Here is a 19,683-nt window from a genome sequence, read left to right as displayed (position 1 = left end):
AGGTCAATCGGTGACCTCGTCTGGCACCCCTGTTGTCAAAGGTTTGTCTCGTTCTGTAACGGTAAGCAGAAGAGTTGGGTTCCAGATGTTACAGATCGAGACGTTTGCCAGGCGGGCCCTCTGTTTGTCTTAATTTGTAACAGTAAGAGTAGAAAATCGGTCCTATGTGTTACAGATTGAGATTTAAAGTCAGGGAGAGGTCATCTGTCTCGATCTGTAACATCTTGGGATCGATTTGGGGTCTAGATGTTACAGATTTAGATGAACCCATCAGTCGGTTTCGAATGTCTAAATCTGTAACAGTTAGACCTGTTTTTGCCGAGTTGTTGTTACAGATTGGGATATTGAGATTGGACATTTTCCTTTGTCTTGATCTGTAACAGATAGAAGGGTTTCTGGCCCCTAGTTGTTGCAGATTGAGATATTTAACGGAGGGCTCACCGTTCATCTTGATCTGTAACAGTAGGGACTGATCCTGGAGCCAAGATGTTACAGATTGAGATTTAAGTCTGGGAGAGAACGGTTTGTCTAATTCTGTAACATCTGGACCAGGATTCCGCTCTCACCTGTTACAGATTGAGATGTTTCTATCCGCCCATGCCTGCGACCTGCCAAATCGTTAACCCCCGTGTTACACTAACTCGAGTTGTAACTATCCCGAAAGGCCCACCTTATGTCCAAGTACATCTCTGAGCTCATGTCGCCGCAGCTTATGGGCGTCATCTATGCCTTTGTTGGCTTTATCATCGCCCTGTACGTGCTGTCGGTCGTCTATGTGTTTATTGACGCCCGCCGCCGCGGCGCTAGCGCTTACGTGGCATGGGGCATCATTGCCCTCATCCCGTTTGTAGGCCTCATCGCCTACCTGGTCCTGCGCCCGCACTCCTATGCGGCCGACCGCGAGGAGCAGGAGCTGGACATGGCCTTGCGCGAGCGCCAGCTTGCCCAGTACGGCACCTGCCCGCAGTGCGGTGCGCCCATCGAGAAGGACTTTGTGGTCTGCCCGGTGTGCGATACCCAGGTTCGCAACGTGTGCCCCAGCTGCCATCGCCCGCTCGACGCGCACTGGAAGGTCTGCCCCTACTGCCGAACTCGCATCCAGTAGCGCATCCATCGCCGGGCCGGCCGCAAGCCACGGGCCCCGCGCGCCGCGCGCAAGCCGCACGCAGCCCCGCCCCCACACGATGAAGCATGCGTAGAAAATCGCCCGCCGTGCCATTCAGGTGCGGCGGGCGCTTGTATACCTAGGTAACCTGCCTATAATGATGCAAGTCAAAACGCACGCGCCGGCAAGCGCAATGCACACCGCACGGCGCCAAGCAGCACTTGCACCAGGCATCCGAGAGGAGAAAACATACCCATGAAGGCACTCTACAATGACGGTTCGGTGGCCGAGCTCCCGCAGGACGAGGTCACGCACGTCATCCGCCACTCCGCCGCGCACATCATGGCGCAGGCCATCAAGCGCCTGTACCCCCAGGCCGACTTTGCCTACGGTCCCGCGACCGACAACGGTTTTTACTACGACGTCGACCTGCCCGAGGGCGTCAAGATCAGCGAGGACGACTTCCCCGCGATCGAGGCCGAGATGAAGAAGATTTGCAAGGAGAACCTCAAGTTCACCGTGTACGAGAAGCCCCGCGCCGAGGCCATCGCCCTTATGGAGGAGCGCGGCGAGAAGTACAAGGTCGAGCACATCGGCGATCTGGACGACGACGCCCGCATCACCTTCTACCAGCAGGGCGACTACATCGACATGTGCGTCGGCCCCCATATCTGCTACACCAAGGCCCTCAAGGCCTTTAAGCTCACCGGTGTCTCGGGCGCCTACTGGAAGGGCGACAAGGACAACAAGATGCTCACCCGCATCAACGGCGTCGCCTTTGCCACCAAGGAAGAGCTCGACGAGCACATGCGCATGCTGGAGGAGGCCAAGAAGCGCGACCACCGCAAGATCGGCCGCGAGATGGACCTCTTTATGATGCGCGACGAGGCCCCTGGCTTCCCGTTCTTCCTGCCCAACGGCATGATCCTTAAGAACACGCTGCTGGACTACTGGCGCGAGATTCACCACAAGGCCGGCTACGTGGAGATCTCCACGCCGCTCATCATGAACAAGCAGCTGTGGAAGACCTCGGGCCATTGGGACCACTACAAGGACAACATGTACTCCACCGTCATCGACGACGAAGAGTACTGCATTAAGCCCATGAACTGCCCGGGCGGCGTGCTGGTGTACGCCTCCAAGCCGCACTCCTACCGCGAGCTGCCCATCCGCGCCGGCGAGATTGGCTTGGTGCACCGCCACGAGCTGCGCGGAGCTCTGCACGGCCTGTTCCGCGTGCGCTGCTTTAACCAGGACGACGCCCACCTGTTTGTGCGCCCCGACCAGCTGACCGACGAGATTGTGGGCGTGGTCAACCTTATCGACTCCGTATACCAGAAGTTTGGCTTTAAGTACCACGTTGAGCTTTCCACCCGCCCCGAGGACTCCATGGGTTCTGACGAGGACTGGGCTCGCGCCGAGGAGGGCCTGCGAACCGCTCTGGAGAAGCTGGGCATGGACTACGAGGTCAACGAGGGCGACGGCGCCTTCTACGGCCCCAAGATCGACTTCCATCTGGAGGACTCGCTCGGCCGTACCTGGCAGTGCGGTACCGTGCAGCTCGACTTCCAGATGCCGCTCAACTTTGACCTGGAGTACGTGGACGCCGACGGTACCAAGAAGCGCCCCATTATGCTGCACCGCGTGTGCTTTGGCTCCATCGAGCGCTTTATTGGCATTCTGATTGAGCACTTTGCGGGCAAGTTCCCCACCTGGCTGGCTCCCGTGCAGGTCAAGGCGCTTCCGGTCTCCGAGAAGAGCCGCGACTATGCCCACGAGGTGTGCGCCAAGCTGGAAGAGGCCGGCATTCGCGTGGTCTGCGACGACCGCGACGAGAAGATCGGCTACAAGATCCGCGAGGCCCGCAGCATCGACCGCGTGCCCTATATGCTCATCCTGGGCGAGAAGGAGGTCGAGGCCGGCAACATCTCCGTCCGCGATCGCTCCAACGAGACCGTTCAGATGAGTGTCGATGAGTTTGTGGCCAAGGTGACCGAGGAGATCAAGACTCGCGCCTAAGGCGAACAAAACAACAATACGTATAAGGCGACCGTCCACAAAGGGCGGTCGCCTTTTTTAATGCCCAAACAAAAAAGCCGCTGGATGAGCGGTTTTTTGCACAAAAAGGTACAGGTTTTCGTATCTTTCGACACAGGTCATTATACGAGTTAATTCAGGCCGTTTTCCCAGATTACGCAAATTGCTGCGCAAGCAGACACATCTCCATACCCCTCTACAAAAACCTGTACTTTTGCGACTGCGCCTAGCTGCGAGCGAGAAGCCTGTTCTAAACGCCCCTGCATTTGCGTGCATCGCAAAGCCAAAAGAGGGGGCGAGAACATGGAGCAGACAGCAAGGCGCCAAGAGCAGCTGCCCGGCGCATTTAACGGCGCCACCACCAACAGCCAGCACGGCCGCGTCCGCTGGTATCTGGTCCACACCCCCAATGGAAAAGAGCGCGAGACCTGCGAAAAGGTTCGCCGCATTATCCCGCACAACCTTATGCAGGACGCTTTTGTGATGCAAAAGGAGTTCTGGTTTAAGCGGGACGGCGCCTGGTCGCTCCAAACCAAACCTATGTACAAGGAATACTTCTTCGTCGCCACGCGCGATGCCGCCGCGCTCGACAAGACTTTGGCCCAGTTGAGCTTTGGCTGTCGCATTGTCGGCAGCAGGGATCGGGCGTATGCGCCCATGCCGGACGATGCGCAGGACTGGTACCGCAGCGTGCTCGACGACGACGGCGTGGTACGCAACAGCGTAGCGCGCATAGAAGACGGCGTGCTGCACATAGAGCAGGGGCCCTTGGTGGGGCAAGAGGCCCGCGTGCACAAGATCGACCGTCGCAAGCGCTGGTGCCTAGTGGACGTAGGCGAAGGCGATTCCAGCTTTAGGGAAGTGCTTCCGCTCGACGTTCCCATCAAAACGTAAGGGAGACGTTGCACCAGCTATTCGTTCGTAATTTTTGAATTTACCGATTGGGGGATCCCTGGGGGACAGGGACGTAAGTTTGACCGTGACTGCTAAAGAAGTAACAGAGAGCAATGCGCCCGTGGGGGCGGCGCTGATTGCTCAGGCCATGGACCGGCGTGAGGGTGCCGGTCGCTACAAGGCCATGCAATCCATCATGGACTGGGATCGCTCGCGCCTTGTCTATAGGGCTGTGAAGCGCACGTTCGACATCGTGTTCAGCGCCTGCGCGCTGGCTGTCATCGCTATTCCGAGCTTGATTTTGGCCGCCGCCATCCGCCTGGAGAGCGAGGGCAGCCCCTTCTACAGCCAGATCCGCGTTGGTCAGACCCGTCCCGACGGCAGCCTGACCACCTTTCGCATGTGGAAGTTCCGCTCCATGTACAAGGACGCCGACGAACGCCTCGATGAGCTCAAGGAGCAAAACGAGATCGCCGGTGCAATGTTCAAGATGAAGGATGACCCGCGCGTCACCAAGATCGGCAGGTTCATCCGCAAGCACTCCATCGACGAGTTCCCGCAGTTCCTGAACGTGTTCCTGGGCCAGATGTCCGTGGTGGGCCCGCGCCCGCCGCTGCCGAATGAGGTGGCCCAGTACACCGAGTACGACCTGCAGCGCCTGGCGGTGAAGCCAGGTATTACCGGCTGGTGGCAGGTGACTGACCGCAACGATACCGACTTCGACGGCATGGTTCGCCGCGATTTGGAGTACATCGCTAAGAGGGGCGTTCTGACCGATATCAAGATTGTGCTGCTCACGGTGGTCGAGGTCATTACCGGTGGCGGCGCTAGTTAATTCCCTTTAGTTATTGAAGATAGGTTCTTGAGAAATGATTATCACTCGCACACCCTTCCGTATGTCGTTCTTCGGCGGCGGCACAGACATGCCCGAGTTCTTCAACGAGCACGGCGGCTCGGTCATCTCGACCACGTTCGACAAGTACTGCTACGTCACGGCGCGCCACCTGCCGCGCTTCTTCGACTACTCCACGGAGCTCGTCTACTCCAGGATCGAGCGGGTCTCCGACCCCTCAGAGCTTGAGCACCCCGCGGTCCGCAACGCCATGCAGATGCTCGACATGCGCGAGGTGCGCATCGCCTACGAGGCCGACCTGCCCGCCCGGTCGGGCCTGGGCACCTCGTCGTCCTTCGCCGTGGGCATGCTCAACGCCTTCCACTGCATGAAGGGCACCTATGCCTCCAAGGACCGCCTGGCCAGGGAGGCCATCAGGCTCGAGCGCGATCTGTGCGCCGAGGCCGGCGGCTGGCAGGACCAGATCGCCGCGGCGTTCGGCGGCCTCAACCGCATCGACTTCGCCGACGGCGACTTCTCGGTGCGCCCCATCGTCATCTCGCCCGAGCGCAAGCGCGAGCTCAACTCCAACCTGATGATGTTCTTCACCGGCTTCACCCGCTTCTCCTCGGACATGCAGAAGGCCAACCGCGTGGTCGACAAGACCGCCCAGCTCAAGGAGATGCTGGCGCTGGTCGACGTGGCCGAGGGTGTGCTCACCGACAAGTCGGCGGACCTCTCAGAGTTCGGCCGCCTGCTCGATACCACCTGGCGCCTCAAGCGCGGTACCGGCTCGCAGGTCTCCACCGGCTCCATCGACTCTCTCTACGAGCGCGGTGTGAACGCGGGAGCCCTCGGCGGCAAGCTGCTGGGCGCCGGCGGGGGAGGGTTCCTCGTCTTCTACGTGGAGCCCGACGCGCAGGAGTCCGTGCGAAACGCCATGTCCGACCTGCTCTACATTCCGTTCGAGTTCGAGGACGGCGGTACCTCCGTCGCCTACTACGGGCCCGAGGACTACGACCTGGAGGGATCCCGCTAATGGATACCGAGTGCCCCCAGACGGGCGACGAGTGCCTGTCCACTTTCTTCGAGAACTACCCCGAGATGCTGGCATGCGAGGCCGAGGTCCGCGCCGCGCGCGACCTGATCGCCGGGTCCTTCCGCTCGGGAAATAAGCTGCTCGTCTGCGGCAACGGCGGCTCCGCGGCCGACTCCGAGCACACGGTCGGCGAGCTCATGAAGAGCTTCCGCTTCAAGCGCCCCGTCGACGGCGCGTTCTCCGAGGCGTACCGCGAGGCCAACGGCGCCGAGGCCCCCGCGTGGCTCGAGGGGTCGCTGCCCGCCATCTCGCTCGTCTCCCAGACGGCGCTCTCCACAGCGTTCGGCAACGACGAGGCGGCCGTCGGCGTCTTCGCCCAGCAGGTCTACGGCTACGGAGAGCCCGGCGACGTCCTGCTCGCCATCTCCACCTCGGGCAACTCCGCCAACGTAGTCGAGGCCGCGAAGGTCGCCCGCGCCAAGGGCGTGCGCGTGGTCTCGCTCACCGGCGCCAGAGAATCCAAGCTCACCGGCATCTCCGACGTGTGCGTACGCGTGCCGCGCGACGAGGTCTTCCGCGTCCAGGAGCTGCACCTTCCCACCTACCATGTCCTCTGCGCAGCCGTCGAGGCCGACATGTTCGGGGGTACCGAGTAGATGCGCCCCTTTCGCGAGGCCATCGTGCTGGCGGGCGGTTTCGGCACCAGGCTCGCCCACGTCGTGCCCGACGTCTGCAAGCCCATGGCGCCCGTCGCCGGCAGGCCGTTCCTGCGCTTCATAATGGACCAGCTGGCGGCAGCCGGCTTCGACCGCGCGGTCGTCGCCGACGGCTACCGCCGAGAGCAGATCGAGGGCTTCTTCGGCGGCTCCTACCGCGGCATGGCGGTCGAGTACAGCCCCGAAGACACGCCGTTGTTCACCGGCGGTGCCGTGAAGAGGGCACTCGGCAGGTGCCAGTTGGACTGGGTCTTCGTCCTGAACGGTGATACCTGGCTCGACGTGGACTTCGCCGCTATGGAGGCGGCCGCGGCCGATGCCTCAGATAGCGTCTCGGCCGTCATCGCCGTCAAGCGCATGCGCGGCTTCGAGCGCTACGGCACGGTCGATGTCGACGCCGGCGGCGCCCTGACGGCCTTCCACGAGAAGCGCCCGTGCGAGGAGGGCCTCATCAACGCCGGCGTCTACCTGCTGCGCAGGGACGCCCTCGATGGGATGCCCGAGAAGTTCTCCCTGGAGAGCGACTACTTCGAGCGCGTCGTCGGCGACGGGGGGCTGCGTGCGGTGGAGTGCTCCGGTGGCTTCATCGACATCGGCGTTCCCGAGGACTACGAGCTCGCGCAGACTATGCTCGCGCCGCTCGCCAGGTCGTGGAAGCTCGCCATGTTCGACCGCGACGGAACGATCAACGTGGACACGGGGCACCTGCACGAGCCGGAGAAGCTGGAGCTGATTCCCTCCACGGTCGATATCATGCGCGGATACTCCGACGACCCCGACTTCAAGGTCGTCGTCGTGACCAACCAGGCCGGAATCGCCAAGGGTCTCTACACCGAGGCCGACATGCGTCGCCTCCATCGCTATATGGAAAACGAACTGGAGAAGCTTGGCGTTCATGTGGACGCATGGTACTTCTGCCCGCATCATCCCGATTTCACGGGTCCCTGCGAATGTCGTAAGCCGGCTCCGGGGATGTTGTTGGCTGCGATTCGTGATTTTGATGCTGCCTCTGCGTCGTGCGTCATGTACGGAGACATGCCTAGTGACCAGGCGGCGGCAAAGGCGGCGGGGGTTAAGTTCAAGTTCACCTGTGAAGGGTTCAATCATGGCGAATAAAGCTAACTTAAAGATTTCTCTGCTTGCCAATAGGCTTAGCCGCTTTGGCAAGGTTGGGTATGCTGCGGCTTACTTCTTGAGACAGGTTAACCGGGTGCTTTTCTGCTGCGACATTGGTATCGGTGCACAAATAGATCCGTCGTGCATCTTCCATCATTCGGGCTTGGGATGCGTCATTCACTCTGACGCCATTGTGGGCAGGAATTGCAGATTTTTCCAGCACGTGACCATTGGCTCAGCATGGCGGGGGGGGGGATGCTCCCGGTGAGTGCGTCCCGAGGATTGGAAATGATGTGCTGTTGGGTTGTGGGTGTGTGCTGTTGGGCGATATCGAGATAGGTGACGGCGCGGTGATTGGCGCCAATGCTGTTGTGACCAGGTCTGTTCCCGCTGGCTGCACCGTGGCAGGTGTGCCTGCGAAGATAGTCAGATGCCGTGAAGGCGCTTCCGTTGGATAGACTTTCATCTGAGAGGTATTCTATGAGCAAGAAGCTCGTTTTCATAACCACAAGACTCTTCTGGCCCGCTGATAGCGGGCGAAAGGTATCTTTGTACCACTACTGTAAGGGCCTTCATGAGCGGCTGGGCTACGATGTGTACATCTATTCATTTCTTGAGGGTGATCAGACGCGTGAGGATGCTTCTGAGCATCCGAGTTTCATCACTGATGTGCGCGTATCGAAACCCGTGGTTGTAGGTCGCAAATTAAAGAATCTCGCAACGGCGCTTTTAAAGCCGTCTATGCCCCTTCAGTGCGCACTTTATTGGAGCAAGGAGAATAGTGGCGCCATACGCGAGTATTGTGAAGAGATTAATCCTGATGTCGTCATCATCGATATGGTGAGGTTGGCTCCCTATATGGATTCGCTTGATGGGCTCAAGCTGCCTGTCGTATTGGATTATGATGATTTGCTCTCCAAGCGTTATGAAAGGCAGATTGGCAAATCTGGAGGAAACGTTCTCGGAAAGTACGGGACTCAGGCGTGTGGCCTTATGCGTACAGCCGTCTCCAATCCTTGGCTGAAGAACCTTGTGCTGCATTTAGAGTCGAAGAGGGTTGAGCGTGCTGAGGACAGTTATGCACGCCGAGCGGATGCTGTACTTTTCGTTTCTCCAATCGAAGCATCTGAGCTAAACGAGAGACTTGGGTTTAAGAAGTGCTTCGACGCAACTCTCGGTGCTGAAATCGTGGACCTTGGGGAATCGTTGCCTGATGTTATTTACGACCTTGGTTTTGTTGGCAATATGCATACTGCTGCTAATCAAGCATCTCTTGATTACATTTGTAATGAGGTGCTGCCGTTGCTTCCTGTCTCAACTTTGCGGGTCATTGGCGTATGTCCGGATGATGTTAGTGAGCGTTATAAGTCGAATCCGAAGGTTAGCTTTTCCGGGAAAGTTGATTCGATTGTTTCCGAGTTGATGAAATGCAAGATCTTGTTGGCTCCTTTTGCTTATGGCACGGGTATCAAAACTAAGGTATTGGAGGCTATGGGCATGGGTGTACCCGTCGTCACTAATTCTATTGGTATTGAAGGTATGACGTGTGAACCGGGTATAGAGGTCGAGATCGCTGAGACCGCCAAGGAGTTAAGTAGCATATGCGCAAACCTTCTTGGCAATCCCGAGCAATGCCGCGCTGTCGGTCTCGCCGGCAAGGCGTATGTGCGTCGCTGCCATGATTGGAATACCAGTATTGAGAATTTGGGAAGATGTCTCGAATTTGCACTAAATGGTAAAGCTAGGAGTTAGCGTGACTTGTTCAACCAAAACGAATGTATCTAGCTGCTCGAATATAACAAGTATCTATTCTTTGGCATCCGATGCGAAATGCTCGCCTTCTGTAGCCATTGTCATAGTCGATTATAACGGGGTCGCGGAGACAACCTGCTGCTTGGAAAGCGTTAATGCTATCGATTATGGCAATTATGATGTCTATCTCGTAGATAACGGCGGAAATTGTAGCACCAAGTTGCAAGCAGTTGCATCTACTTATGCTCGCGTCCACTATCTACGATCGAATGAAAACCTTGGGTTTTCTGGCGGAAACAATTTTGCTCTGAAAAAGCTAGACGCTGATTACGACTTCGTTCTGTTATTGAATAACGATACTGTCGTGACTCCCGATTTCTTGTCTAAACTACTTGAAAGTGCCGATGATAGAGCTTTGGTCGGTTCTAAGATTTATTACTGGTCAGACAAAAATCTGATCTGGTATGCGGGTGGTGGTTCGTCCAGAACTATCTGTAGATCTTGGCACAATGGGTTTAGAAAGTTAGAAGAAAATTATAACGACAAAGGGTCTCGAGAGGTCGGATTTATTAGCGGATGCTGCATGCTCATTCCGTCTAAAGCGCTTATTGATGTTGGCTTTCTAGACGAGAGCTACTTTCTTTACCTGGAAGACACTGACTACTGTTTTCGGGCTATGGATGCAGGTTATAGGCTTAGATATAACTCTGACTCGGTTATTTATCATTGTGTTAGTGCATCTACTGGAGATGCATCTGCCCTTATGAATTATTACAAGATTAGAAACCGTCAATACTTTATTGATCGGTATTCGACGAATAAGCCTCTATCGAAATTTCTTGCCTATTGCGAAATCGCAGCTGGTCTTTTGATCGGCAAATACAAGAGTAACTCCGTCAAGAAGGCGTTGCATGATTATCGCATGGGAATTACTGGGAAGGCGCAAGAGGGTTGAGGAGTTGTTTTCTGAACATTAATTTACCTCTCATCAACAATTCTTTTTAAAAATGAAGGAGATTTTAAATGACGAAAGGCATCATCCTCGCCGGCGGGTCCGGCACGCGCCTGTACCCGCTCACGCTCGTGACCTCCAAGCAGCTGCTGCCGGTCTACGACAAGCCCATGATCTACTACCCGCTGTCCACCCTCATGCTGGCGGGCATCCGGGACATCCTGGTCATCTCCACGCCGACGGACCTCCCCAACTTCGAGCGCCTGCTCGGGGACGGCTCGCGCTACGGCGTGAACCTCTCCTACGCCGAGCAGCCGAGCCCCGACGGCCTGGCGCAGGCATTCACCATCGGCGAGGACTTCATCGCCGGCGAGCCGTGCGCCCTCGTGCTCGGCGACAACATCTTCTACGGCAACGGCCTGTCGCGCCACCTGACGCGCGCCGTCCAGAACGCCGAGTCGGGCCGCGCCACGGTCTTCGGCTACCACGTGGACGACCCCGAGCGCTTCGGCGTCGTGGAATTCGATGCGCAGGGCCGTGCCGTCTCCATCGAGGAGAAGCCCGAGTGCCCCAAGAGCTCCTACGCCGTCACCGGCCTGTACTTCTACCCGGGCGACGTGGCAGCCAAGGCCCACGAGGTGAGGCCCTCCGCCCGCGGGGAGCTGGAGATCACCACGCTCAACCAGATGTACCTGGAGGAGGGGACGCTGTCCGTCGTCACCCTGGGCCGCGGATACGCGTGGCTGGACACCGGCACCATGGAGAGCCTGCACGAGGCCGCGGAGTTCGTCCGCGCCGTCGAGCACTCCCAGGACCTTCCCGTGTCCGTGCCCGAGGAGATCGCCTGGGAGAACGGCTGGATCACCACCGCCGAACTGGAGGAGGCCGCGAAGGCCTACGGCAAGTCGGTCTACGGGCAGCACCTGAAGAAGGTCGCCGCCGGCGAGATCGTCAACAGCCCGCGCGAGTACTAGGAGATAACCCTCATGTCTGAGATCTTCGAACCCAAGAATATCATCGTCACGGGCGGCTGCGGCTTCATCGGCAGCAACTTCGTGCACTACGTCGTGAACAACCACCCCGAGGTGCACGTCACCGTCCTGGACAAGCTGACCTACGCCGGCAACCCCGAGAACATCGCAGGGCTGCCCGCGGGCCGCGTGGAGCTCGTCGTGGGCGACATCTGCGACGCGGAGCTACTGGACAGGCTGGTGCCGGGCCACGACGCCATCGTGCACTACGCCGCAGAGAGCCACAACGACAACTCCATCGCGGACCCGGAGCCGTTCCTGCGCACCAACGTCGAGGGCACCTTCCGCCTGCTGGAGGCCGTCCGCAAATATGGCGTCCGCTACCACCACGTCTCCACCGACGAGGTCTACGGCGACCTTGCGCTCGACGACCCGGCCAAGTTCACCGAGGAGACGCCCTACAGGCCGTCCTCTCCCTATAGCTCGACCAAGGCGTCCTCCGACATGCTGGTCCGCGCCTGGACGCGCACCTACGGCCTTCGCGCCACGATCTCCAACTGCTCCAACAACTACGGCCCCTACCAGCACGTGGAGAAGTTCATCCCCAGGCAGATCACGAACATCGTCGACGGCGTGCGCCCCAAGCTCTACGGTAAGGGCGAGAACGTCCGCGACTGGATCCACACCGAGGACCACTCCTCGGCCGTCTGGGACATCCTGACCAAGGGCCGCACGGGGGAGACCTACCTCATCGGCGCAAATGGCGAGAAGGACAACATCACCGTCCTGCGCATGATCCTGGAGGCGATGGGAAAGGACCCCGAGGACTTCGACTGGGTCGCCGACCGCCCCGGCCACGACCGCCGCTACGCCATCGACTCCACGAAGCTCCAGCGCGAGCTCGGCTGGAGGCCGGCCCACACCGACTTCGCCGAGGGGCTGAAGGCCACCATCGACTGGTACGTCGAGAATGAGTCTTGGTGGCGACCGGCCAAGGAGGCCACCGAGGCCCGCTACCGCGCCCAGGGGCAGTAGGCCGCCCGAGTGCCCTTACGGGGCGCCCCGGGCGGACCGCAGGGCATGGGGATGATCCTGCGGCTCGCCCGGGGCGCCCGCAACCACCGTATCGTCGACAGGAGCTTTTCCCACATGGTAGACATCGCTTTCGAGAAGGACCTCTCCGTCACCGAGACCGGCATCGAGGGCCTCAAGGTCGTCGACCTGGCCGTCCACGGCGACTCGCGCGGCTGGTTCAAGGAGAACTGGCAGCGCGCCAAGATGACCGCCCTGGGCATCCCCGACCTCCGCGTCGTCCAGAACAACATCTCCTACAACGACAGCCGCGGCGTCACCCGCGGCATCCACGCCGAGCCCTGGGACAAGTTCATCTCCGTGGCCCGCGGCTCGGTCTTCGGCGCCTGGGTGGACCTTCGTGAGGGCAGCGCCACCTTCGGCAAGGTCTACACGACCGTGCTGGACCCCTCCAAGGCCATCTACGTCCCGCGCGGCGTGGGAAACTCCTTCCAGGCGCTCGAGGACGGCACCGCCTACACCTACCTGGTGGACGCCCACTGGTCGCTGGAGCTGAAGAGGACCTACACGTTCGTGAACCTCGCCGACCCGGAGCTCGCCATCGGGTGGCCGATCCCGCTCGATGAGGCCACCGTATCCGAGGCGGACCTGAACCACCCGTACCTCAAGGACGTCGTCCCCATGGCGCCGAAGCGCACCCTCGTCACCGGCTGCAACGGCCAGCTGGGCCGTGCGGTCCGCGCGCTGGCCGAGGAGCGCGGCGTCGCCAAGGACTTCGACTTCTGCGACATCGACACCTTCGACATGTCCGACTCGGACGCCTATTCACAATACGACTGGTCGCTCTACGGCACCGTGATCAACTGCGGCGCCTACACGGCGGTCGACAGGGCCGAGACCCCCGAGGGCCGCGTCGCCGCCTGGAAGGCCAACGCCACCGGGCCGGCGCTCCTCGCCCGCACCTGCGCCGAGCACGGGATCACCCTCGTCCACGTTTCCTCCGACTACGTCTTCGACGGTACGGCCGAGGTCCATACCGAGGACGAGCCGTTCAGTCCGCTGTCCGTCTACGGCCAGACCAAGGCCGCCGGCGACATCGCCGTGGCCGGGTGCCCGCGCCACTACATCATGCGCTCCAGCTGGGTCATCGGCGAGGGCCACAACTTCGTCAAGACCATGAAGGCGCTCTCCGACCGCGTCGCCGACCCCGAGGACGGGCTCGCGCAGGTCACCGTCGTGGACGACCAGCTGGGCCGCCTGACCTTCACGCGCGACATGGCCGAGGCCATCTTCCACGTGCTGGGGACGAACGCCCCCTACGGAACCTACGACTGCACCGGCTCCGGCGCCGTGAGGAGCTGGGCGGACATCGCCCGCGCCGTCTTCGAGGCCGCCAACGGCAACGGCTACAGGGTCGTGCCGGTATCGACCGACGACTACTACGCCGGCGCCGAGGGTCCCGTAGCCCCGCGCCCGGTCCACTCCGCGCTCGACCTGTCCAGGCTCGAGTCGGTCGGGTTCCACATGCCCGACTGGGAGGAAGAGCTGGGCGAATATCTTCAGGAGTTTATTGAGCAAACCTCGGAGGTTTAATTTGACTGAACCCCTTATCGACATACTTATGGCCACCTACAATGGTGAGCGCTTCATTGCGGAACAGATAGAATCCATCCAGCGACAGACTTACAAGAACTGGTGCCTGTTAGTCTCAGATGACTGCTCTACCGACGGCACTCTTGATGTTGTGCGCCGTTATGCGGCTGAGGATGGGCGCATTCGAATAGTCTCCGAGGGTGTTAAGCACGGAGGGGCTAAGGAGAATTTTTTCTCACTCATGACCTTTTCAGATGCTCCTTACTGCATGTTTTGTGACCAGGATGATGTTTGGTTACCGGATAAAATTAAGGATTGCCTGGAAGCTATGAGCTGCTTGGAAATGAGACATGCTGGAGACGTTCCTTTGCTAGTGTTTTGTGACATGAAAGTTGTCGACAGCAATCTCAACATAATCCACGCTTCTTTTGAGGACAACTGTAATTATGATACGCGCAGAGTTGCTTTTAAATATCTGCTTGCTCAGAACGTTGCGGCTGGTTGTTCCATATTGCTTAATAGAGCAGCAATCGTCACTAATCTGGTTATTGATGACTGCTCATCAATCGAGATGCATGATTGGTGGATGATTCTTATTGTGTCCGCTTTCGGGTCAATCGGGTACGTTGATACAGCGCTATCACTTTATCGACAACACGACAACAATGAGCTGGGCGCCGGCGAATACGCTCCGATTAAAAGAGCTAAAGATACGACCTTTATGCTCGAGCGTTTTAGGTCAACCATTGATCAAGCTGTGGCTTTTCGAGAGATTTTTGGGGATGAAATCAGCCCCGAAGACAAACGCAGCTTGGATTTCTATATTTCAGCCGGAAACACGAGATCCCTTTTGTGCGCGCTTATCTATCTATTCAGGAGTGGCTGTTGGAAAAAGGGTGCGCGTAAACTAGGTCAGCTTATAGTTGTTGCGAAGAGCGCTAAGCAGAAGAAAGAAAACGAACGGGGGCATTTGACACAATGAGCACATATTATTTTATCGCCGCTGTAACTTCTGTTTTGTCGATGATCGCCGTAAATTTTAATCGAGGCAAGGGTATACCCCGCCTGTTGCTTCTTATGGGGGTCGCGTTTATTTTCTCCTTTTTTGCAGGTGCTCGCGGCTATACCGTAGGTACCGATACCGGGGGTTATGGTATCGAGGCTTATAATGTTGCTAGAACTAGCTCATTTAATCATTTTTTCTTCTTTGGTCAATTTGCACCGTGGGCGCCTTTGGCCAAGGCCATAATGTGGCCCGCATCACAAATCGGCTCAACGCCATTTTGGTATTTTTTTACAATTGAATTGATAACGGTTATTCCGGTCATTCTTTCTGTCTACATTTCTTGCAAAGAGAACATGCCGATTGCTATGGTTGTTTTTGCGCTTGTGTTCTACCCGATGACCTTTAATGCCATGCGACAGATGATGGCAATGGGGTTTCTTTTGCTTGGCTGGGCTCTAATGTCTCGAAAAAAAACGATATTTTGGTTTTTCTTAATGGGTATCATTGCGTGTTTATTTCATAGTTCTTCGGTTTTTGCCTTTTTAATTTATCCGATCTGCGAATTGGCAAATGGCAGGAGTTTTTCTCTTGGAATAAAGTTATGTTTTCTGGTGATAGCTATGGTTGTCTTGCTTTTGCTTGCTCAGCCTATGATGAACCTTCTAGCTTCTTTTGGGTTTTATTCAGATTATCTCTCTGGATCAAAGCTGGTAGAAGGATCAAGCCTGAGAACCATTATTGAATTTATTGCCATTTATGTAACGCTTGGGTTTGCCGCCTCAGTGTTTATGTCTCGTGGTGGGGGAGAATCTGACTCGATTGAGCTGATGCAACTTGCCCTTCTCGTATTGTTTGGCGTGCTTGCTTTTGCGCTTTCCATAATATCTCTTTGGCTCTATAGGTTTGGATTGTACTTCATCTATTTTTCAATCCTGCTTCTTCCAAAAATTGTGAGCTGTATCTACGGAAAGGCGGAACGTTGGGCCAATGTCATTGCCATCGTTATTGTCTGTGCCGCGTTTTCTTATGACTATTATTTTGTCTGTTTGAATAATGAAGTGGTCCCTTATGTTTTCGCAAATCAACTCTTCTAGATACGAGTAAATTTTGTCGATACCAAAACATTTCGTTGAATTTTTTGTTCTATTTTCGATGGATTAGTCAGTTTTTTAGTTATGGGAGGATTATGAGCTCTGGCCCTTTTTTTTCAATATGCATCCCAACTTTCAATGCGTGCGGATACGTTTTGGATTGCTTGGCAAGTGTTGTGTCGCAGACGTTCGAGGATTGGGAGTTAATTGTCTGCGATGATTGCTCTACGGATTCGACTCTGGATGTCGTAAAACGCTTTGTGGAGAGTGAGCCCGCGCTTGCGGGACGGTTTACGCTTATAAGGATGGATGAAAATTCAGGTCCTTTTTTGGCTAGAAGACGCGCGTTTGCTCAGGCACAAGGCAGGTATGTAATATGTCTTGATTCTGATGACGAGCTCAATAGCAAAGTGTCGCTTTATGAAATTCATGAAGCGATTTGTCGAAGTTCCTGTGACGTTTTATTGTTTAATATGACGGATCAAAAAAATGAAGAACATTTTCTAGTTGATTACTCATGTTTAGATGCGAATGGTGCAGGCCCCGTTTCGAAAGAGAAAGTCATTGCGGCTTTTTCGTCGGGTTATCAGCTAAACAATCTTGCTTCAAAGGCTATACGTCGTCAATGTCTTGGCATTGGCAACTGTCAGTTTTCTAAAGGTTTACGCATGTGCGAAGACAGGCTTGAGATGGTTGGCGTCCTTGGGTCTGCTGAGAAGTTTTATCTTTATGACAAAGCTTTATATTATTATCGACCCAACTGCATTTCGACGACACATGGCTTTTTTTCTTTTGAATATTGTAGGCAACAAGCGCTTGTAGAAAACGTTGTTTCGGTTTTTCTGGATAGCATGGAAAAGCGACAAGACTTGTTGAAAACGCTCAACCGAAACAGTCTGTTGGTTATCTCTCACGACATGAGAAGGCTTGCTGCGGGGCGAACCATTCGCTGTTTGGCTAAAGAAATGGAAAGATTGTCTTCTCTTCCCTGGTTTGAGGCTTGCCTTTCTCGGCCTTGCCTTGAAGGGATTAGGGTCGATATTCGCCTGCGAATCAAACTGCTTGAAAGAGATTACTATTTCTTGGCTGCTTGTGTATGCAAACTACTTGATGCGCTTGGGTGATTATTCAATCTGTCTTCTAGGTTATGAGGACAGACATCTTGCTTCTGCATCATGATGCAGCGAGTGGAAGATTTTAGACTTTTGCGTTAATTGTGGAACAACTTCTACTTTTATTATGTGGATTGAGGGCATCTTGAACCCGTTGCTCCATCGATTGTCAAGAAGTGAGCTTTTGGATTCATGGTCTCATGTTAACACGTGATTAGCGGGGATGATTCACCTATGCGACTTTTTTGTTTTTAATCCCTAAACCTTGATCTCTAAGATTGGAAAAGTATTAATGAGCAGTTCATCAAACAGGCGCAGCGGGGCTGTCGTCACTTTCGTATATACGATATGCAATATACTCGTGCAGCTCATCTACGTCCCTTTGCTTCTCTCTTCGATTGGGCAAGAGGAATATGGACTGTACCAACTTATCGGGTCGGTCGTTTCATATATCGTATCCATTAATGGCATCCTTGCTGCTGGGGTCGGCAGGTTCTACTGTATGTACAAGGCTAATAACGACCGGATAAACATGGAAAACACTCTTGCCATCGCAAAGCGCCTGTACTGGGTCATGTCTGCAGTTACCATGGTCGTTATGTGCGGCATTGCCGTGGCGTTCAGGTTCGTGTACCAGGCCTCCTTCTCGCCTTCGCAGATTGATGAATGCTCCCTAATGCTCGTGGTCCTGGGTGTCAACTGCGTCGTGACTATGAACAACGCCATCAACGTTTCCGTCATCACCGCTAACGAGCGATTCCTTTTCCTTAGGGGGTCGCAGATTGCTACACTGATTTTGCAGCCTTTGCTTGTTCTATTGCTTACGAGCTTGTTTCCCTCTGCGCTCGCAGTCACTTGCGTCGTGCTCGCAATGAACGCGCTTTGCGCGTTGGTGCAGCGTTTCTACGCCGCAAATATTTTGAAGGCGAGCTACACTTATCATGGTTGGAATAAGGCTCTTGCGCACGGTTTGCTCGGATTCAGCGCGATAATCGTTTTGGTGACGCTTGCTGATCAGATATTCTGGAAGACCGATCAGCTGCTAATTGGTTATTTCTTCGGCGCAGGGCCTGTTGCCGTCTACGCTATTGGCTCACAGATTTATACCGCTTACATGGCTGTGGGAACGTCAATTTCATCAGTTTTCTTCCCGCATGTCTCCGAACTGTTTCATCATGATCACGACATGGGAGCGATTTCGGTACTTTTCATCAAGGTCGGGCGAATGTCTCTCATGCTTTGTCTTGTTATCCTTGGTGGGTTTGCGATTCTCGGTGTTGATTTCATGGCGCTTTGGGCAGGCCAGGGCTTCTTCGAGGCCTATGTTGTTGCGCTTGTGATCATGGTTCCGTTTACCATCGACCTCATTCAGAACCTCGGTCTCACCATCCTGCAGGTGATGAACCGCTACCAGTTTAGGGGGGTCGTGTACTTGTGCCTTGCTCTTTTTAATGTGGTCTTGACAATCGTTCTCCTGCAAGTTTTTGGCCTTATCGGTGCCGCATTTTCGACGGCCATTGCGATGTTTGTCGGGAACGGATTGATCATGAATTGGTATTACAAAGCGAAGATAGGTCTTGATATTACTCGCTTCTGGAAATCGATGGCGAGCGTCATGGCGCCTGAATTCATTTATTTTGTTCTATTTGGCGTAGTGTATTGGTTGCTTCCTATCGCGCATGGGTCTTGGACGACTTTTATTATTGCCGGCGCAGCATTTGTGATCGGATACCTTCTGGTTCTTAGGACGTTCGTTATGAACGAATATGAGAAATCACTCATTAGTAATATCTTGGCCGGTAAGCTGAAGCGCTTTAAGTGAAGAAGACGCAGTATATCAACATTGCGCGTCCTCTACATAGCTTTTGTACCATGCAGACAGGTCTCCGCCGAGCTTGCTCTCGAAGTCTGGGTGAGCGGTTCGGTAGATGTGGGCGTTAAAACTGGGGGATCCGATTCTGCCCTCGGCCATGCCGAAGATTATGAAGTGTTCAAACGCACGGGCGGGTTCATTGCCGTATGTGGTCGCGACGTCGGAGTACGTGCCTAGGTAATAGGATGCGTCGAACACGGCCGAGTAGTCGAGGCTGTCGTGGATGTACGGGGAGCACTCACCTCGCACGTAGTAGGAGTACCACGCGGGGAGCGCGTTGCCGAGGGTTTGCTCGAGATCGGGGTGAGAGGAGCGGTAGGCGAACGCATCGAATGCCGCCGAACCGCGCCGTCCTTCCGACATTCCGAAGCTTACGAAATGTTCGAATGCCTTTGCGGGGTCGTTGCCGTAGGCTGCGGCGACGTCGGGATTCCTCTTCAGGTAGTACTGAGCGTCGAACACGGCCGAGTAGTCGAGGCTGTCGTGGATGTACGGGGAGCACTCACCTCGCACGTAGTAGGAGTACCACGCGGGGAGCGCGTTGCCGAGGGTTTGCTCGAGA

General features: G+C 55.9%; 18 protein-coding genes. 17 read left to right on the top strand and 1 reads right to left on the bottom strand.

Features of this window, described 5'->3' with window-relative positions; genetic code table 11:
* Window positions 1-673 precede the first annotated feature (673 nt).
* From ACTNBY_RS01720 to ACTNBY_RS01640, 17 genes are all read left to right on the top strand, one after another.
* On the top strand, window positions 674-1,105 hold the full coding sequence (locus tag ACTNBY_RS01720) for a double zinc ribbon domain-containing protein (RefSeq protein ID WP_006234085.1): 432 nt from the start codon (window positions 674-676) through the stop codon (window positions 1,103-1,105).
* Window positions 1,106-1,360: 255 nt separating this feature from the next.
* Entirely contained in the window at window positions 1,361-3,124 is a 1,764-nt protein-coding gene (gene thrS / locus ACTNBY_RS01715) for a threonine--tRNA ligase (RefSeq protein WP_441063135.1), read from the top strand.
* 321 nt (window positions 3,125-3,445) lie between these two features.
* On the top strand, window positions 3,446-4,036 hold the full coding sequence (locus ACTNBY_RS01710) for a hypothetical protein (protein ID WP_441063134.1): 591 nt from the start codon (window positions 3,446-3,448) through the stop codon (window positions 4,034-4,036).
* 85 nt (window positions 4,037-4,121) lie between these two features.
* Window positions 4,122-4,871, top strand: a complete 750-nt coding sequence (locus tag ACTNBY_RS01705) for a sugar transferase (RefSeq protein ID WP_441063133.1) — start codon at window positions 4,122-4,124, stop codon at window positions 4,869-4,871.
* A gap of 34 nt (window positions 4,872-4,905) precedes the next feature.
* Window positions 4,906-5,907, top strand: coding sequence for a GHMP family kinase ATP-binding protein (locus ACTNBY_RS01700; RefSeq protein ID WP_441063132.1), 1,002 nt, complete (start codon window positions 4,906-4,908; stop codon window positions 5,905-5,907).
* Window positions 5,907-6,563 carry a D-sedoheptulose-7-phosphate isomerase gene (locus ACTNBY_RS01695; protein ID WP_441063131.1) on the top strand — a complete coding sequence of 219 codons (657 nt, stop codon included), beginning with the start codon at window positions 5,907-5,909 and terminating at the stop codon, window positions 6,561-6,563. Before ACTNBY_RS01700 ends, ACTNBY_RS01695 begins: the two co-directional genes overlap by 1 nt.
* On the top strand, window positions 6,564-7,739 hold the full coding sequence (locus ACTNBY_RS01690) for an HAD-IIIA family hydrolase (protein WP_441063130.1): 1,176 nt from the start codon (window positions 6,564-6,566) through the stop codon (window positions 7,737-7,739).
* Window positions 7,740-7,969: 230 nt separating this feature from the next.
* Window positions 7,970-8,197: a serine O-acetyltransferase gene (locus ACTNBY_RS01685; RefSeq protein ID WP_441063129.1), complete on the top strand. Its 228-nt coding sequence runs from the start codon at window positions 7,970-7,972 to the stop codon at window positions 8,195-8,197.
* A gap of 22 nt (window positions 8,198-8,219) precedes the next feature.
* A complete protein-coding gene (locus ACTNBY_RS01680; protein WP_441063128.1) occupies window positions 8,220-9,491 on the top strand; it encodes a glycosyltransferase family 4 protein in 1,272 nt (423 codons plus the stop codon).
* Window positions 9,472-10,446 carry a glycosyltransferase family 2 protein gene (locus ACTNBY_RS01675; protein ID WP_441063127.1) on the top strand — a complete coding sequence of 325 codons (975 nt, stop codon included), beginning with the start codon at window positions 9,472-9,474 and terminating at the stop codon, window positions 10,444-10,446. Before ACTNBY_RS01680 ends, ACTNBY_RS01675 begins: the two co-directional genes overlap by 20 nt.
* A gap of 68 nt (window positions 10,447-10,514) precedes the next feature.
* The gene (rfbA, locus tag ACTNBY_RS01670) at window positions 10,515-11,417 is read left to right on the top strand and encodes a glucose-1-phosphate thymidylyltransferase RfbA (RefSeq protein ID WP_441063126.1); all 903 of its coding nucleotides are present in this window, start codon (window positions 10,515-10,517) and stop codon (window positions 11,415-11,417) included.
* Window positions 11,418-11,429: 12 nt separating this feature from the next.
* Window positions 11,430-12,449 (top strand): dTDP-glucose 4,6-dehydratase, encoded by a 1,020-nt coding sequence (rfbB, locus tag ACTNBY_RS01665; protein WP_441063125.1) that lies wholly within the window; start codon window positions 11,430-11,432, stop codon window positions 12,447-12,449.
* A gap of 114 nt (window positions 12,450-12,563) precedes the next feature.
* Window positions 12,564-14,039 carry a sugar nucleotide-binding protein gene (locus tag ACTNBY_RS01660; protein ID WP_441063124.1) on the top strand — a complete coding sequence of 492 codons (1,476 nt, stop codon included), beginning with the start codon at window positions 12,564-12,566 and terminating at the stop codon, window positions 14,037-14,039.
* A 28-nt stretch (window positions 14,040-14,067) separates the two neighbouring features.
* The gene (locus ACTNBY_RS01655) at window positions 14,068-15,021 is read left to right on the top strand and encodes a glycosyltransferase family 2 protein (protein WP_441063123.1); all 954 of its coding nucleotides are present in this window, start codon (window positions 14,068-14,070) and stop codon (window positions 15,019-15,021) included.
* Window positions 15,018-16,139 (top strand): EpsG family protein, encoded by a 1,122-nt coding sequence (locus ACTNBY_RS01650; protein ID WP_441063122.1) that lies wholly within the window; start codon window positions 15,018-15,020, stop codon window positions 16,137-16,139. The genes ACTNBY_RS01655 and ACTNBY_RS01650 overlap by 4 nt, the downstream gene beginning before the upstream one ends.
* A gap of 92 nt (window positions 16,140-16,231) precedes the next feature.
* Window positions 16,232-17,260 carry a glycosyltransferase family 2 protein gene (locus ACTNBY_RS01645; protein WP_441063121.1) on the top strand — a complete coding sequence of 343 codons (1,029 nt, stop codon included), beginning with the start codon at window positions 16,232-16,234 and terminating at the stop codon, window positions 17,258-17,260.
* 280 nt (window positions 17,261-17,540) lie between these two features.
* Window positions 17,541-19,070, top strand: coding sequence for an oligosaccharide flippase family protein (locus tag ACTNBY_RS01640; protein WP_441063120.1), 1,530 nt, complete (start codon window positions 17,541-17,543; stop codon window positions 19,068-19,070).
* 15 nt (window positions 19,071-19,085) lie between these two features.
* Here the strand turns inward: ACTNBY_RS01640 and ACTNBY_RS01635 are convergent.
* Window positions 19,086-19,683, bottom strand: a 598-nt coding sequence (locus tag ACTNBY_RS01635) for a hypothetical protein (RefSeq protein WP_441063119.1), incomplete at its 5' end; no start/stop codon positions are given.

The sequence above is a fragment of the Collinsella sp. HCP28S3_E12 genome (assembly GCF_052065595.1).
Classification (GTDB): domain Bacteria; phylum Actinomycetota; class Coriobacteriia; order Coriobacteriales; family Coriobacteriaceae; genus Collinsella.
Note: the sequence above shows the minus strand (reverse complement) of the source record. Positions and strands in the feature narration are given on the sequence as shown.

What these genes read in the sequence shown, in the direction of transcription:
- ACTNBY_RS01720 (WP_006234085.1), top strand. Translation starts at nt 674, where the DNA reads ATGTCCAAGTACATCTCTGAGCTCATGTCGCCGCAGCTTATGGGCGTC.
- thrS (WP_441063135.1), top strand. Translation starts at nt 1,361, where the DNA reads ATGAAGGCACTCTACAATGACGGTTCGGTGGCCGAGCTCCCGCAGGAC.
- ACTNBY_RS01710 (WP_441063134.1), top strand. Translation starts at nt 3,446, where the DNA reads ATGGAGCAGACAGCAAGGCGCCAAGAGCAGCTGCCCGGCGCATTTAAC.
- ACTNBY_RS01700 (WP_441063132.1), top strand. Translation starts at nt 4,906, where the DNA reads ATGATTATCACTCGCACACCCTTCCGTATGTCGTTCTTCGGCGGCGGC.
- ACTNBY_RS01695 (WP_441063131.1), top strand. Translation starts at nt 5,907, where the DNA reads ATGGATACCGAGTGCCCCCAGACGGGCGACGAGTGCCTGTCCACTTTC.
- ACTNBY_RS01690 (WP_441063130.1), top strand. Translation starts at nt 6,564, where the DNA reads ATGCGCCCCTTTCGCGAGGCCATCGTGCTGGCGGGCGGTTTCGGCACC.
- ACTNBY_RS01680 (WP_441063128.1), top strand. Translation starts at nt 8,220, where the DNA reads ATGAGCAAGAAGCTCGTTTTCATAACCACAAGACTCTTCTGGCCCGCT.
- ACTNBY_RS01675 (WP_441063127.1), top strand. Translation starts at nt 9,472, where the DNA reads ATGGTAAAGCTAGGAGTTAGCGTGACTTGTTCAACCAAAACGAATGTA.
- rfbA (WP_441063126.1), top strand. Translation starts at nt 10,515, where the DNA reads ATGACGAAAGGCATCATCCTCGCCGGCGGGTCCGGCACGCGCCTGTAC.
- rfbB (WP_441063125.1), top strand. Translation starts at nt 11,430, where the DNA reads ATGTCTGAGATCTTCGAACCCAAGAATATCATCGTCACGGGCGGCTGC.
- ACTNBY_RS01660 (WP_441063124.1), top strand. Translation starts at nt 12,564, where the DNA reads ATGGTAGACATCGCTTTCGAGAAGGACCTCTCCGTCACCGAGACCGGC.
- ACTNBY_RS01655 (WP_441063123.1), top strand. Translation starts at nt 14,068, where the DNA reads ATGGCCACCTACAATGGTGAGCGCTTCATTGCGGAACAGATAGAATCC.
- ACTNBY_RS01650 (WP_441063122.1), top strand. Translation starts at nt 15,018, where the DNA reads ATGAGCACATATTATTTTATCGCCGCTGTAACTTCTGTTTTGTCGATG.
- ACTNBY_RS01645 (WP_441063121.1), top strand. Translation starts at nt 16,232, where the DNA reads ATGAGCTCTGGCCCTTTTTTTTCAATATGCATCCCAACTTTCAATGCG.
- ACTNBY_RS01640 (WP_441063120.1), top strand. Translation starts at nt 17,541, where the DNA reads ATGAGCAGTTCATCAAACAGGCGCAGCGGGGCTGTCGTCACTTTCGTA.